General features: G+C 74.6%; 12 protein-coding genes. 6 read left to right on the forward strand and 6 right to left on the reverse strand.

From position 1 onward, the window contains the following. Positions 1-7: 7 nt before the first annotated feature. The 5 genes from ACIG5E_RS02025 (at position 8) to ACIG5E_RS02045 (ending at position 5,831) form a co-directional block, all read left to right on the forward strand. Entirely contained in the window at positions 8-307 is a 300-nt protein-coding gene (locus tag ACIG5E_RS02025) for a hypothetical protein (protein WP_396530872.1), read from the forward strand. 35 nt (positions 308-342) lie between these two features. Continuing rightward, positions 343-717: a TadE/TadG family type IV pilus assembly protein gene (locus ACIG5E_RS02030; RefSeq protein WP_396530873.1), complete on the forward strand. Its 375-nt coding sequence runs from the start codon at positions 343-345 to the stop codon at positions 715-717. After that, positions 714-1,181 carry a TadE/TadG family type IV pilus assembly protein gene (locus tag ACIG5E_RS02035; protein ID WP_396530874.1) on the forward strand — a complete coding sequence of 156 codons (468 nt, stop codon included), beginning with the start codon at positions 714-716 and terminating at the stop codon, positions 1,179-1,181. Before ACIG5E_RS02030 ends, ACIG5E_RS02035 begins: the two co-directional genes overlap by 4 nt. A 166-nt stretch (positions 1,182-1,347) precedes the next feature. Continuing rightward, positions 1,348-1,812 (forward strand): TadE/TadG family type IV pilus assembly protein, encoded by a 465-nt coding sequence (locus tag ACIG5E_RS02040; RefSeq protein ID WP_396530876.1) that lies wholly within the window; start codon positions 1,348-1,350, stop codon positions 1,810-1,812. Positions 1,813-1,919: 107 nt separating this feature from the next. Continuing rightward, the gene (locus ACIG5E_RS02045) at positions 1,920-5,831 is read left to right on the forward strand and encodes a LysM peptidoglycan-binding domain-containing protein (protein ID WP_396530877.1); all 3,912 of its coding nucleotides are present in this window, start codon (positions 1,920-1,922) and stop codon (positions 5,829-5,831) included. Between the two features lie 55 nt (positions 5,832-5,886). Here ACIG5E_RS02045 and ACIG5E_RS02050 read toward each other — a convergent pair whose 3' ends face one another. Together ACIG5E_RS02050 and ACIG5E_RS02055 are read right to left on the reverse strand one after the other, a co-directional pair. Beyond that, complete coding sequence (locus tag ACIG5E_RS02050) at positions 5,887-6,009, reverse strand: hypothetical protein (protein WP_396530878.1); 123 nt, start codon at positions 6,007-6,009, stop codon at positions 5,887-5,889. Positions 6,010-6,024: 15 nt separating this feature from the next. Then, positions 6,025-6,528 carry an HAD domain-containing protein gene (locus ACIG5E_RS02055; RefSeq protein ID WP_396530879.1) on the reverse strand — a complete coding sequence of 168 codons (504 nt, stop codon included), beginning with the start codon at positions 6,526-6,528 and terminating at the stop codon, positions 6,025-6,027. Between the two features lie 337 nt (positions 6,529-6,865). Here ACIG5E_RS02055 and ACIG5E_RS02060 point away from each other — a divergent pair, with 337 nt between their 5' ends. After that, positions 6,866-8,872 carry a hypothetical protein gene (locus ACIG5E_RS02060; protein WP_396530880.1) on the forward strand — a complete coding sequence of 669 codons (2,007 nt, stop codon included), beginning with the start codon at positions 6,866-6,868 and terminating at the stop codon, positions 8,870-8,872. A gap of 224 nt (positions 8,873-9,096) precedes the next feature. Here ACIG5E_RS02060 and ACIG5E_RS02065 read toward each other — a convergent pair whose 3' ends face one another. From ACIG5E_RS02065 to ACIG5E_RS02080, 4 genes are all read right to left on the reverse strand, one after another. Further along, complete coding sequence (locus tag ACIG5E_RS02065) at positions 9,097-10,503, reverse strand: S8 family serine peptidase (protein WP_396530882.1); 1,407 nt, start codon at positions 10,501-10,503, stop codon at positions 9,097-9,099. A 297-nt stretch (positions 10,504-10,800) separates the two neighbouring features. Next, positions 10,801-11,559: a 3-oxoacyl-ACP reductase FabG gene (fabG, locus tag ACIG5E_RS02070; RefSeq protein WP_396530884.1), complete on the reverse strand. Its 759-nt coding sequence runs from the start codon at positions 11,557-11,559 to the stop codon at positions 10,801-10,803. Positions 11,560-11,588: 29 nt separating this feature from the next. Beyond that, complete coding sequence (locus tag ACIG5E_RS02075) at positions 11,589-12,788, reverse strand: thiolase family protein (protein WP_396530885.1); 1,200 nt, start codon at positions 12,786-12,788, stop codon at positions 11,589-11,591. 42 nt (positions 12,789-12,830) lie between these two features. Continuing rightward, entirely contained in the window at positions 12,831-13,994 is a 1,164-nt protein-coding gene (locus ACIG5E_RS02080; protein WP_396530886.1) for an acyl-CoA dehydrogenase family protein, read from the reverse strand. Positions 13,995-14,106: the final 112 nt, after the last annotated feature.

Consider the following 14,106-nt stretch of genomic DNA (forward strand, 5'->3'; position numbering starts at 1 on the left):
GATCCCGATGACCGTACGACTTGCCCAGCTGGCAGGACGGGTGCTGCGGCCCGTGCTGCTGCCCGTGCAGTTCGCCCTGCTGCTGTTCACGCTGCGGCTGGGCCGCCTGCGCGCCGCCCGGGCGCGCGGCGACCGCGGTGCCATCAGCATCGAACTCGCCCTCGCCATCATCGCGTTGGTGTTCGTCGCGGGTGCCGTCGCGACCGCGCTGTACCTGCTGAAGGACAAGGTGGTCACCAAGGTCGAGCAGGATCCGAACCTGCCCGGCGGTGGCGCCGCGGGTGGCGCGGGTGGCGCCTCCAAGTGATCAGCCTGCTTCGCCGCCGCGGCGACCGGGGGTCGATGAGCATCAGTCTGGCCATCGTCTTCCCGGTCGTCCTGCTGCTCCTGCTGCTCGTCGTCCAGGCCGCGCTGATCTGGTACGACCGGCAGGTCGCGCTCACCGCCGCCCGCGAGGGCGCGGACGCCGGGCGGGTGCAGGGGCACGCGAAGGAGTCGGAGGCGGAAGAGGCCGCCCGGCGGCAGGCCCGGGACTTCCTGGACCGGCAGGGCGTGCACGCGTACCAGGTGGGGACCGGCGACAGCACGGCCGAGACGATCAAGGTCACGGTGGAACTGACGCCCCCGCTGCTGATACCCGGGCTCACCGGGCCCAGCATCCGGCAGTACGCCGAGGCGCCGCGCGAGCGCTTCGTCCCGCCGGCGGTGACGCCGTGAGACCGGGGAGAGGGCCGGCCGGCGGGCGGCGACGGCGGCTGCGCCGGCCGGACCGGGGCGGGATCGCGATCGAGGCGGCGATCGTCGTCCCGGGCGTGGTCGGGCTGGTCCTGCTGGCGATCGCCGCCGGGCGGGTGCAGACCGCGGCCGGCACGGTGGAGGCCGCGGCCCGCGCCGGGGCCCGGACCGGCTCGCTGCAGCGCAGTGTCGCCGGGGTGGACAAGCCCGCCAAGGACTCCGCCCTCGCGACGCTGCACCAACAGGGCGTCTCCTGCCGCCACGAGGACGTCCGGGTCACCACGGACGAGTTGAAGCTGGACGGCGGGCCGGTGGTGACCGTCAAGGTCACCGTGGATTGCGACGTCGAACTCGCCGACCTGCTCGGCGGGCCGTCCGGGCTGCCCGTGACGAAGCACCTCAGCGGGGAGTTCACCTCGGTGATGGACCGCTACCGCGGCACATGACGGCGGCCCGGGGCGGCACCCGGGCCGCAACGGGCGCGGCCGGGGGATTGGGGACGGCCCGCGCGGGGGAGACGCAAGCGGAGAGCGCTCGGGGGATGACGCAACGGTACCGAGTGGCGCCCGGTGGGGGCCGGTGGGGAGACATCGTGCGGATTGGGGGGAGGGGATGAGGGTGCTGAGCCGGCTGCGACGCCCGGGCCCGCATCCGCTCGGGCGCCGGTCCGACCGGGGCGCGGTCGCCCTCTTCGTGGCGATCTGCGCGGCCTACCTGGTGCTCGTCATCGCGCTGGTGATCGACGCGGGCGGCCGACTGCGGGTCGCCGAGCGCACCGACGCCTACGCCCAGGAGGCCGCACGGGTCGGCGGACAGCAGCTCGACCAGGCGGCCGTGCTGCAGGGGACGGGCTTCAAGGTCCAGCAGGACTACGTCCGGCAGGCCGCCGGGGCCTACCTGAACCTGTACGGCCTGCAGGTCGACGACGTCACGTTCTCCGACGACGGCAAGGTCGTCACCGTCACCGTGCGGGCCGACTACCGGCCGGTCCTGTTGGGCGCCCTCGGGCAGCGGAAGGTAACGGGCAGGGGCAGTGCGACCCTCGTCCACGGAGTCAAGAAAGCGGAGACCGACTGATGGCCGCGCCACGTGCCAAGGACCAGGCCCGTACCGCCCAGGCCCGTACCGGTGGGGCCCCTGCCGGTCGGGCCGCCGCCGGCCCGGGTGGAACCGGGAAGGACGCGATGCGAACCGTGAGGGGGCGCGCCCGCAGCGGGCGCCGGGCCGGACGCGGCCGCGGCGGCGCGCTGATCACCGCGCTCGCCGCGCTGGTCACCCTGCTCGCCCTGCTGTTCGGCGTCCCCGCGCTGCTGCTGTACGGCACCCAGGCGGTGGCCTCGATGGGCGAGGTCGCGTCCGGCGGGGTGGGGGAGGCGCTCACCAGTCCGGACGACGGGCGGCTGTTCCTCTGGCTGCTGGTGGTGGTCGGCTGGCTGGCCTGGGGGTGCTTCGCGCTCTCCGTCCTGCTGGAGGTCCCCGCCCAGCTGCGCGGCCGGATCGCCCGCCGGATCCCGGCGTTCGGCTGGAGCCAGCGGCTCGCGGCCGGGCTGGTCGGCTCGGTGCTCGCGCTGCTGCCGGTGGCCGGCTCGGCCTTCGCGGCGGTGCCCGAATCGGCCCACGCCCCCTCCGCCCAGGCTCAGTTGACCCCGGGCGTGCAGCGTGCCGCGCTGCCCGCCGCCCAGCCCGCGGCCGCGCCGGCGTCGGCGGCGGACCAGCACCCCACGTACACCGTGCGGGACAGCCGCCCGGCGGACAGCCTGTGGTCCATCGCGGAGCGCCAACTGGGCTCCGGGGAGCGGTGGGAGGAGATCGCCAAGCTCAACAACGGCCGGGTGATGGACGATTCGGGCATCCGCTTCGACGCGGAGCGGCCGATCCAGCCCGGGTGGGAGCTGCTGATGCCCGCGGACGCCAAGCCGGACGAGGCGAAGGCGCCCGCCCCCGCGCCGGCTCCGACGCCTGCCCCCGCGCCCGCCCAGGCGCAGACACCGGCTCCGGCGCAGGCGCCGCAGTCCGGGACGGAGCTGGCCGCGGGCGGGCAGAAGACGGTGACCGTGCAGTCCGGGGACAGCCTGTCGGCCATCGCCCAGCGGGAATTGGGGGACGCCGAGGCCTGGCCGAAGCTGTTCGAGGCGAACAAGGGTGTGCAGGCACCGGGCGGGGAGCGGCTGACCGATCCGGACGTGCTGGAGCCGGGGATGGTGCTGACCGTACCGGGGGCGGCGGCGCCGGCCGCGCAGACTCCCGCTCCCGCGGCCGGTTCCGAGCAGACCCCGGCCACCCAGGCCCCGGCCACCCAGGCCCCGGCCGACCAGGCCCCGGCCACCCAGGCCCCGGCCACCCAGGCTCCGGCTCCCACGCCGACCCAGGCCGCTCCCGCGCCGGGTGCCCCCAGTCAGGGCGCCCCCAGCCAGGGTGCGCCGCAGGCGACTCCGGCGCCGACCCACGGGCCCGCCCACACGCCCGCTCCCGCCCCGGCCGCGCACGCCGACCCGGCGCCCAGCGACGACTACGGCATCGCCCTGGGCGCCTCCACCGTCGGCGTGCTGCTCGCCGCCATCATGGTCGGCACCGTCGCCTACAAGCGCGGCACCCAGCTGCGCGCCCGCCGCCCCCGGCACCGCATCGCGATGCCCGACGCCGAGGCCGCGGCCTTCGAGAACGAGCTGATGGTCCGTCAGGACCAGGCCGGGCTTGAGCTGCTGGACCGCGCCCTGCGCACCCTGGCCCGCAACACCGTGCGCGGCGGCAAGCGGCTGCCCGCGATCGTCGCGGCCCGGATCACCCCCGACCACACCATCGAGCTGCACCTGTCCGGCCCGGCCACCCCGATCGCGCCCTTCCGCGCCGCCCACGCCGCCAACGTCTGGTGGTGCAGCGACGAATCCGGCGACCTGCTGAGCCCGGCCCACGCCCGCAAGACCGCCGCGCCCTACCCGGCGCTGGTCACCCTCGGCACCTCGCCGGACGGCTCGGTGGTCCTCGCCGATCTGGAGGCCGTCCGGCTGCTCCACCTGTCCGGGCACCCCGACGACGCCCGCGACGTGCTGCGCACCCTCGCCATCGAGCTCGCCCACAGCCCGCTGGCCGACCGGCTCCACCTGCACCTGGTGGACCTCGCCGAGGAGGTGCCGATCAGCGGACCGGCCGCCGAGCGGATCCACCGGCACCCCACCCTGGAGGCCGCGCTGGCCGCCCTCGGCCCGCGCACCGCCAAGGCCCGCGCCACCCTGATCGCGGCCGAGGCCGCCAGCCCGCGCGAGGCCCGCAGCCGGGGCCAGGCGGACGAGTCCTGGGTGCCGGAGATCGTGCTCTGCGCCCAGCAGCCCAGCGGCGACGTGCCCGCCGAGCTCGGCCGACTGCTGGACGCCCGCCCGCGCACCTGTGTCGCCGTGATCACCCTCGCCCCCGAGCGCGGCACCGGACCGGTGGCGCGCTGGACCCTGCCGGCCACCGGCCAGGCCGCCGTACCCGGCCTGCACCTGACCGTTGAGCTCCAGCGGCTGGACGACCACCAGTACGACCAGGTCGCCGAACTGCTGCGGGCCGCCGACGACACCACCCAGCACCCGGCGCCGGCCTGGACCCTGGACGGTCCCGGCCTCGACCCGGACCCGGACGAGGACACCGACACCACCGAACTGCCCGTCGCCGTACCGGTGCTGGCCGTCGTCGGCGCCCCGGGCGCGACGGCCGAGGAGGAGGCGGACGCGGCCGCCGGGCCCCGACTGCTGACCCGGGTCATCGGGACCGGCGCCAGCCCCTTCGCGGGCACCGACCCGGTGGCGCCCGCGCCCGCCCCCGTGCCGGTTCCCGCGTCGGCGGGTCCGACACGGTTCGCGGTCAACGGGCAGGGGCGGCAGGCGGCCACCGGGACGGAGCAGCCCGCTGACGAGGCCACCCGCGACCTGCGACTGCCGGGCGGGCCCGCCGAGGGGGACCAGCCGACCGGGACGGGTGCGGAGGACGCGGCCGGAACGGCCGAGGCGGCACCGGCCGATGCCACGGTGACGGTGCTTCCCGTGCAGCCCGTTCAGCCTGTGCAGTCCGTGCAGCCCGTGCAGCCCTCCGAGCCCGTAAGGCCCGCTGAGCCCGCGCCGACGCACCAGAGCGCGCCCGCGCCCACTGGCGTCGACCCGCGCGTCCCGGCCCGATCGGAGCCCGGCCCCGGCCCGTCCGGCCCGAGCGAACCGGACGGCTCGTCCGGAGCCGGGGCCGGGGCCACGGTCGAGCCCGGCCCGGCCGCCGCGGCCCCGGTCGCCCGGACCACCCCCGGCCGCAGCGACAGCGACGACCTGCTCGCCATCCTCCGCTCCCCGGAGGCGCACACCCCGCGCAACGCCCCCCGGATCCGGCTGCTCGGCCCGGTCGACGTGGCCGGCACCCCCGGCGCCGTCGAACCCGGAGCGCTGCCCCGGCTCACCGAGCTCGCCGTCTACCTGGCGCTGCGCCCGGGCGCCGACCACCATGCGCTCGACCACGACCTGCACCCCGGTGCCGCCCACCTCGACCCGCACCCCACCGCGTCCGACGCCAAGAGCCCGCTCCCGGCCAAACTCGCCGATCTGGCGGCCTGGTTCGGCACCTCGCCCGACGGCCGCGCCTACCTGCCCACCGAGACCACCGACGGCTACGCCTTCACCCCGGCCGTCACCTGCGACTGGGACGAGTTCCGCAGCCTCTACCGGCGCGGCATGCGCAGCACCAGCGCGACCGCCGACGCCGCTCTCGCCCACGCCCTGGCCCTGGTGCGCGGCGCCCCGTTCGCCGAGGCCCCGCCCGCCTCCTACGGCTGGGCCGAGTCCGAGCGCCAGGACATGATCGCCGCGATCGTCGACACCGCCCACGAACTCGCCGCCCGCCGCCTCCAGTACGGCGACCACCGCAGCGCCGAGGCGGCCGTCTTCCGGGGCCTCGCCGTCGCCCCGGACGTCGAACTGCTGCACCGGGACCTCTTCTACGCCTACGCCTCGGCCGGCGCGCGCGACCAGCTCCTGCGCGCCGTCAACCGCCTCGACGCACTGAGCCGCCGTACCGGCCGGGACCTGGACTCCGACACGGTCGCCCTGCTGCGGGACCTGCTCGCCGGCTCCTGAGGCGACGGGCCGCCCGCCCTGCCACCCCGGCCGACCAGGGTGGCAGGGCGGGCGCTCACGCCTCCGAGGAGAGGGGGCGGCAGACGCAGGTGCCGTCGTCCGCGGGCTTGGAGGCCGTGTGGACATCCTGGACGGATCCTGTCGCCGCCCGGGCCACGGCCACCACGACGAACTCCACGGCGGTGGAGTGTGGTCAGACCGTGCGCAACCAGGCGTCGAGGGCGGTGAAGTCGGCGTCGGTGAGGCCGACTTGGGGGTCGACACGGTGGAGCAGCGCGCGGCCGGGGGAGTGGGCGTCGACCCAGCGGCGGTCGGCCGGGGTGATCTCGTCGTCGACCCAGGCGAACGGGCGGCCGGCCGCCCAGCCGACCAAGGTGCGGGTCTTCCAGTGCAGTCGGCCGACGCCCTCCGGCTCACCGGCCACCGGCCAGTCAACGTACGGCAGTTGCGGCAGACCAAGCCTGGGTGCGAGGCAGTCGTTGGCGTCGGCCAGCCAGGTGGTGGCCCAGACCAGTTCGCAGGTCAGGCCCAGCAGCCGGCGCCCGAGGGCCGGGTCGACCCGGGCCACCAGCGGATTGCCGGACGGCCCCGAACCCGGTCCTGGATAGGTGGGGTAGCCGCCCGGGGGCGGAGCCCCGAAGGGGATGAGCGGACCGTCGACGTCGAGGAACAGCAGAGGCAGGCCGGAACCGGTCATGACGGCACGATAGCGGCCGGTGCCGACGGCTTGGAGCGACGATCGCCCACCCGGCCTGGCTCGCGTGTGCCGGGATCTCGTAGGGTGGCGCGCACGGGTTGTGGTGGCAGGCACCACGAAGGCAAGGGCATCAGACGCCGTGGAAACGGCGGGGCGGGGCGGTGACCAGAAGATGGCGGAGACGACAGCTGTTTCCGGAGGTCCCGAACCGACAGCGGACTCGGGCCCCTGGGACGCCGTACCGCCGCCGCCCGTACGCCAGCCCGCCGAGGAGCACCCGCCCGGGCCCGCCGCGCTGTACGAGCCGCCGCCCGCGCCTCCGACGCCTCCTCCGGTGGTGCCCCCGGCCCCGGTCCCGGCCCCGGCCGCTTCGGTGCCGGCGGCTCCGCTGCCGCCCGCGCCCCCGGCCGCGCCCACCGGATGGACCCTCACCGGCCTGCCCGCCGCGGGCGCTCCGTCCCAGGCTGCTGCTGCCGCGGCTCCGGCTCAGAGCCCCGGTGGGCTGGGCGCGGCGCCGCGCGGTCGGATCCTGGTGATCGAGGGCGGCTACGGCAACTCCGGCCGCCGCACCTGGGGCCGGGGCGGTCCCGCCCAGGCGCCGGTGCTGTCGGCGATGCTGGCCGCGGTCTCGCCGCAGGTGCTGCTCGCCGCGGACGCGGTGGACGCCGTCCACCTCCCCGGCGCCAGCGACCCGCACACCGTGCTCGCCCACCTGCGCGCCGCCTCCCGGCACCCCGGACCGCTGCTGGTCCACCTGGGCGGGCACGTCGTCGCCGACAAGCGCGGCGGCCAACTGCAGCTCACCCTGCGCGACTCCAGGCAGGACGGCCTGCCCTGGCAGGCGATCGCCGCCGAACTGAGCCACCGCCCGGCCGAGTGGCAGACCCTGGTCATCGCCGACCTGAGCGCCGACCAGAACGCCTGGCCGTACCTCCAGGGCACCGTCTCGCCGCTCAGCGAGGGCATCCCGCTGTGGGCGGTCGTCAGCCCGGACCCGGAGCAGATCGGCACCTTCACCCGCGCCCTGATCGAGGCGCTGCACGGCGGCCGCCCGGGCGCGGGCGACGTGCTCGCCCCCGAGCAGCTGCGCCAGCAGGTGTACTCGGTGCTGCGGCCGGACGTGGTCATCCTGGCCACCCACACCCCGGACCGGCCGGTCTTCCGCAACACCGCCCGCCGGGGCGAGGCCCAGCCGGCGGACGTCATGCTGCCGGTGACGGATGCGCTGCCCCTCGCGGACGCGGCGCCGCCCGGTCCCGCGGCCCCCGAGCCGGCGCCGGTCGCGGGTCCGCCGCTGCCGCGCCAGGCGGAGCCGCAGGACGCCGTGGTCGAGCGGGCGGCTGCGGCTGCGGCCCCGGTGCCGACGACGTCGGTCGGCGGCCCGGTGAGCCTGATCAAGCCCGGCGTGCCGCCCACGCCGCCTCGACCGGCCCGGCCGGTCAGCCTGCTGAAGGCGGGCGAGGAGCCTGCGGAGGCGCCGTCGAGCGTGAGCCTGCGCAAGGCCGTTCCCGCGGATGCGGTGGTGCCGGTAGTGGACGCTGCGCCATCGGCGGGCGTCACGCTGCGCAAGGCCCGGCCGGAGGCCTCGGAGGCCTCGGGGGTCGATGCGGCCGTGGCTGAGGTTCCGTCGTCGGCGGTTGCCGAGGAGGCCGAGATCGACGTCGAGGTCGTCGAGGATGTCGTCGACGTCACCGAGCCGGTCGACGAGGTCGCGGACGAGGTCGCGGAGGAGGTCGTGGAGGAGCCCCAGGACGCCGTCCCGGCCGACGCCCAGCCGACGGAGGAGGCACCGCAGGACCAGGCGCCGTTCGACGCGGTGCCGGCCGACGAGCCGCCCGCACCGGTGGACGCCCCTGTCGCCCCGCAGGCCGACGCCCCGGACCCCAACGCGCCGCGTGCGGACTACCGCGAGGTCATCGGGCGGATCGTCCGCAGTGCCGACGCCGGGGACCACGCCGCCGCCACCGATCTCGCCTTCGCCCTCGAACTGGAGGCGATCGCCGAGCACGGCGCCGTCTCCGAGACGGTGCTCCAGGTGCGCCAGGTGCGTGCTCACGTGTGCCGGCTCGCGGGCCGACCGGCCGACGCGGCCGAGATCTACCGCGAGGTGGCGATGACGCTGCTCCGCTCGCAGGGCGCGGACCACCCGGAGACCCAGCGGGCGGCCACCAACGCCGAGGCCTGCTGGCGTTCGATCACCGACCGGGCGGAGGCCATCCGTATCGCCCCGGAGATCATCGAGCTGCGCGCCTTCCTCCCGGGGCCCGACAACCGCAAGCTCCGGGCCGCCGAGCGCTACCTCACCCAACTGGCCGCCACCCCGGCCCCGGCCGACCAGGCCTGACAGCCCGGTCGGTCGGCCCCCGGCCGGGGGCCGACGCGGTCCGGCCGGGTCCGGTCCGGTCTGGTCCGGTCCGGTCCGGCAACTGACGAACAGATGACAGCAAACAGAAAACAGCGAACGGATAACAGATTTCGAAATCTGTTATCCGTTCGCTGTTACTTGTCAGCTATCAGCTACCAGCCGTCAGACGCCAGCCAGGCCACACATCAACCAGCCATGACTGCTTACTGCTCGTCACCCTGGCTGTTGTCATCGCCCTGCACGTCGCCCGCGATCGCGTGGACGAACTTGGCGCCGTCGATGGTGCCGAGGCCGCTCGCGAGGTCGTAGCCCTCGGTGGCGTTGTAGCCGGTGACGCCGCCCCAACCGTTGTCGCCCTCCTTGACGTCCACGATGCCGCTCCAGTTGCTCGGGAGCAGGCTCAGGCCGTACAGGCTCGGGTTGAGCTGGCCGAGGCGGTGGCCGGCGAGCTGGTCGGCGAGGGCGACGACGCCCGAGAACAGCGGGGTGGCCTCGCTGGTGCCGCCGGTGAGGTGCCAGCCGACCGCGGTCGGGTCGTAGGACTCGTAGGTCCAGGCGGCGCCGTCGACGGCCGCGCTCATGCTGATGTCGGGCGTGCCGCGGTGGTCGCCGGTGACGTCCGCGACGCCGGTCTGGTACCACGGGCGGTCGAAGATGCCGGACACGCCGCCGCCGCCGGCGCCGGACTTGTCGTGCCACACCTTGTCGGCCGCGGTGCGGTTGCCCTTGTCGTCCAGGGTCAGCTGGGTGCCGCCGACGGAGGTGACCAGCGGGTCCGAGGACGGCCAGGAGTTGACCTTGAACTTGTACAGGTCGGTGCCGTTGGACTGCGAGTCGGTCGCGCCGTTGTCGCCGGAGGCGGCGAGCACGGTGACGTTGCGGTCGGCGGCGGCCTTGAAGGCGTAGCGCAGGTCGGTCAGCGACTTGAAGTCGCCCTTGTCGTAGCCCGGGAAGGTGTTCTCGGTGGCGCCGAAGCTCTGCGAGATGACGTCGCCGACGCCCTTCTTGATGAGGTCCTTCTCGGCGTCCATCATCTCGGGCAGGCCGGTGGTGCCCTCGGTCTCGGCGACACCGGTCTCGACCAGGACGATGTGGGCGTCGGGGGCGATCGCGTGGGCGTACTCGACGTCCAGGGTGGTCTCGCCGGCCCAGCCGGTGTGGTCGGGGTTCTTCGGGTCGAAGGCCGGGACGTTGCCCCACTTCCTGACCTCGACCTGGGTGTCCTTGAGACCCCACTGCTTGTCGAAGACCTCCAGGTCGTGCTGGATGGTCGGCGAGCCGAAGGAATCGACGATGACGATCGTGCGGCCCTTGCCGGTGATGCCCTCCTTGTACAGCGGGGCCAGGTTGTAGGCGGCCTGGTACTGGACGGGCGAGTAGCAGTGGATGCCGATCTGGCTGACGCACTGGGTGGTGGTCAGCGGCGCCGGGCGGGTGGTGGCGAGGTGGTGGCCGAAGGAGGCCGGGCGGACGTGCACGCCCGTGAGGTCGTGCGCGGGGGCGGCGGTCGCGGTGCCGACGGCCGGAACGGCGATGGTGCCGGCGGTGAGGGCGGTGGCCCCCACGGCGAGCAGAGCCAGGGCGCGGCGGAGGTTGGCGGGGCTGCCCATGGGACTCCTTGGGACGCAGAGGGCCCGACCAGGTCCGGTCGGGTCGATTTGGACATCCCATCGAGTGCCGCATGATCATGCCATAGTCATTTGGTGGGGTCACCTGACCAGGCGCATGGTCATGATCGGCCACGCGAAAAGGTAAAGGCCGTCCCAGGGAAAAGTAACCGCGCACCTGGGACGGCCATATGATGACACGTCAGTAATATTCAATGAATATTAACCGTATCTACCCAGTACCCACCCACTTCAATCCGGAGCCACCGGAGCCGCCGAACCCCCCCCCGGCTGCCGGGACTACCGGGCCCCGCCGTTGACGTACAGCGTCTGCCCGCTCACGTACGAGGCCTCCTCGCTGGCCAGGAAGGCCACCACCGAGGCGATCTCCTCCGGCTGCCCGACCCGGCGCAGCGGCGTGCGGGCGGCCACCTCGGCCTGGTGGTCCTCGGCGGTGGCGCCGACCCGTTCCGCGGTGGCCGCCGTCATCGCGGTGGCGATGTAGCCGGGGGCGACGGCGTTGACGTTGATGTTGAACGGCCCCAGCTCGATCGCCAGGGTCGCGGTGAGCCCCTGGATGCCGGCCTTGGCCGCCGCGTAGTTGGCCTGGCCCCGGTTGCCGAGCGCGGAGCGCGAGCTGAGCGAGACGATCTTCCCGTACTTCTGCGCCACCATGTACTTCTGCGCCACGTGGCTGCAGTTGTACGCGCTGGTGAGATTGACGGTCAGGACGGTGTCCCAGTCGGCCTTCGCCATCTTGAAGAACAGGTTGTCCCGGGTGATCCCGGCGTTGTTCACCAGGATGTGCAGTCCGCCGAGTTCCTCCGCGACCCGCGCGAACACCGCGTCGACGGCGTCGTAGTCGGCGACGTCGCAGCCGTAGGCCCGGGCGGTGCCGCCCTTGGCGGTGATCTCGGCGACCGTCCCGGCCGCGCGCTCGGCGGTCAGGTCGACCACGGCGACCGTGGCGCCCTCCTCCGCCAGCCGGCGGGCGGTGGCCGCGCCGATGCCCTGCGCCGCGCCGGTCACCACGGCGACCTTCCCTGCGAAACGCGCCATGTCAGTTCCTCCGCTCATTGGAAACTCCCTCAGACGTTCTCGACCAGCACGGCCGTACCCTGCCCCACGCCCACGCACATGGTGGCCAGGCCGCGCCGGGCGCCGGTGCGGTGCATGCGGTGCAGCAGGGTGGTGAGGATGCGGGCGCCCGAGCCGCCCAGCGGGTGGCCGAGGGCGATCGCCCCGCCGCTCGGGTTGACCACCTCGTCGGCCTGCTCCGGGCTGAACCCGATGCCGTCGGCGGAGGCCAGCGCCTGGGCGGCGAAGGCCTCGTTCAGCTCGGCGGTGTCCAGGTCGGCGAGCTGCCACCCGGCCCGACCGAGCACCTTGGCCGTGGCCGGCACCGGACCGATGCCCATGACGTCCGGGTGCACCCCGGCCGAGGCCCCGGCCACGTACCGGCCGAGCGGCTGCAGCCCGAGGTCGCGCAGCGCCTCCTCGCTGACCAGGACCAGCCCGGCCGCGCCGTCGTTCATCGGCGAGGCGTTCCCGGCGGTGACGGTGCCGCCCTGACGGAAGGCCGGCTTGAGCCTGCCGAGCTTCTCCAGGCTGGTGTCCTCGCGGATGCCCTCGTCCTGGGTCACCGTCACCCCGTCCGGCCGCTCGACCGGGATCAGCTCGGCGTCGAAGTGCCCGTCCTTGCGGGCGGCGGCGGCGCGCTGGTGGCTGCGCAGCGCGAAGGCGTCCTGGCGCTCGCGCCCGATGCCGTACCGGCTCGCCACCTCCTCGGCGGTCTCGCCCATGCTGAGCACGCCGTGCAGTTCGGCCATCCGCGGGTTGGTGAGCCGCCAGCCGAGCCGGGTGTCGTGGGTCTCGATCCGGTGCGGCAGCGCCTCGTCGGGGCGGGGCAGGACGAAGGGCGCGCGGGTCATCGACTCGCAGCCGCCGGCCAGCACCACGTCGGCCTCGCCGGAGCCGATGGCCCGGGCGGCGAGGGTGACGGCCTCCAGGCCGGAGGCGCAGAGCCGGTTGACGGTGGCTCCGGGGACGGTCTCCGGCAGGCCGGCCAGCAGGACGGCCATCCGGGCGGCGTTGCGGTTGTCCTCGCCGGCCTGGTTGGCGGCGCCCCAGTAGACGTCGTCGATGCGGGCCGGGTCGAGGGCGGGTACGTCGGCGAGCAGGGCGCGCAGCACGGTGGCCGAGAGGTCGTCCGGGCGGACCGTGGCGAGCGCTCCGCGCAGCCGGCCGATGGGTGTGCGGCGGGCTGCGGCGAAGTAGACGGGACGCACGTCGTGCTCCTTGTCGAGAGGGGTGGGATGCGCTTACGGATCTCAGAAGGCGTTGACGCCGGTCAGGGCACGCCCGATGAGCAGTTGGTGGATCTGGCTGGTGCCCTCGTAGAGGGTCATCACCCGGGCGTCGCGCAGGTACTTGCCGACGGGGTACTCGTCGATGAAGCCGTAGCCGCCGAACACCTGGAGCGCGTTGTTCGCGGCCCGGACGGCGGCCTCGCTCGCGTAGAGCTTGGCGACGGAGGATTCGGTGGCGAACGGCAGGCCGCGTTCGATGTGGTCGGCGACCTTCCAGGTGAGCAGCCGGGCGGCCTCGACGTCCACCGCGATGCCGGCCAGCAGCTCCTGGACGAGCTGGTGCGAGGCGATCGGCTTGCCGAACTGCTCGCGCTCGCCCGCGTATCGGACGGCGGCCTCCAGGCAGGCGCGGGCGATGCCGACGCAGCCGGCCGCGACCGACATCCGCCCCTTGGCCAGGGCGGCCATCGCCACCGTGAAGCCCTTGCCGACCTCGCCCAGCCGGGCGCTGTCGGGCACCCGGACGCCGTCCAGGGCGAGTTCGGCGGTGGCCTGGCCGCGCAGGCCGAGCTTGCCGTGGATCTCGGTGCGGCCGAAGCCGGGCAGGTCGGTGGGGACCAGGAAGGCGGTGATGCCCCGGTGGCCCCGCTGCTCGGGCTCGCTGCCGCCGGTGCGGGCGAAGACCAGCGCGACGTCGGCCCAGGTGCCGTTGGTGATGAACATCTTGGCGCCGCTGATCAGCCAGTCGTCGCCGTCGCGCACCGCCCGGGTGGTGAGGTTGGCGGCGTCCGAGCCGGTGCCGGGCTCAGTGAGCGCGAAGCAGCCGAGTGCCTCGCCGGAGGTGAGCCGGGGCAGCCATTGCCGCTTCTGCTCCTCCGTGCCGAAGGCGTTGATCGACTTGCCGACCAGGCCGAGCGAGACCGAGACGATCCCACGCACGGCCGAGTCGCCGCGCCCGAGCTCCTCCAGCACCAGGCAGTACGCGAGGTGGTCGCCGCCGCTGCCGCCGTACTCCTCGGGGATGGTCAGACCGAGGAAGCCGATCTTCCCGAGCTTGCCGATGATCGCGCGGTCCACCGACTCGGCGCGGTCCCACTCGGCGGCGTACGGCGCGATCTCGCGGTCGGTGAAGGCGGCGGCGAGGTCCCGGACGGCGCTCTGCTCCTCGGAAAACTCCAGGTTCACGGCGGCTCCCGACTCCCGACCGATGGGCGGGACGCGATTAAACTAGCGCTGCAAGTTTTACGAGGGGACTGTAGCCCCGGTGGGCCCGCGCTGGGAAGGGGCGCCTGCCGGA

It is taken from the genome of Kitasatospora sp. NPDC053057, from assembly GCF_044546945.1.
Classification (GTDB): Bacteria; Actinomycetota; Actinomycetes; order Streptomycetales; family Streptomycetaceae; genus Kitasatospora.

Bases quoted from the DNA above. Each gene is read 5' to 3' on its own strand.
- ACIG5E_RS02025 (WP_396530872.1), top strand. From the start codon at position 8: ATGACCGTACGACTTGCCCAGCTGGCAGGACGGGTGCTGCGGCCCGTG.
- ACIG5E_RS02045 (WP_396530877.1), top strand. From the start codon at position 1,920: ATGCGAACCGTGAGGGGGCGCGCCCGCAGCGGGCGCCGGGCCGGACGC.
- ACIG5E_RS02055 (WP_396530879.1), bottom strand. From the start codon at position 6,528: ATGACCGGTTCCGGCCTGCCTCTGCTGTTCCTCGACGTCGACGGTCCG.
- fabG (WP_396530884.1), bottom strand. From the start codon at position 11,559: ATGGCGCGTTTCGCAGGGAAGGTCGCCGTGGTGACCGGCGCGGCGCAG.
- ACIG5E_RS02030 (WP_396530873.1), top strand. From the start codon at position 343: ATGAGCATCAGTCTGGCCATCGTCTTCCCGGTCGTCCTGCTGCTCCTG.
- ACIG5E_RS02040 (WP_396530876.1), top strand. From the start codon at position 1,348: ATGAGGGTGCTGAGCCGGCTGCGACGCCCGGGCCCGCATCCGCTCGGG.
- ACIG5E_RS02065 (WP_396530882.1), bottom strand. From the start codon at position 10,503: ATGGGCAGCCCCGCCAACCTCCGCCGCGCCCTGGCTCTGCTCGCCGTG.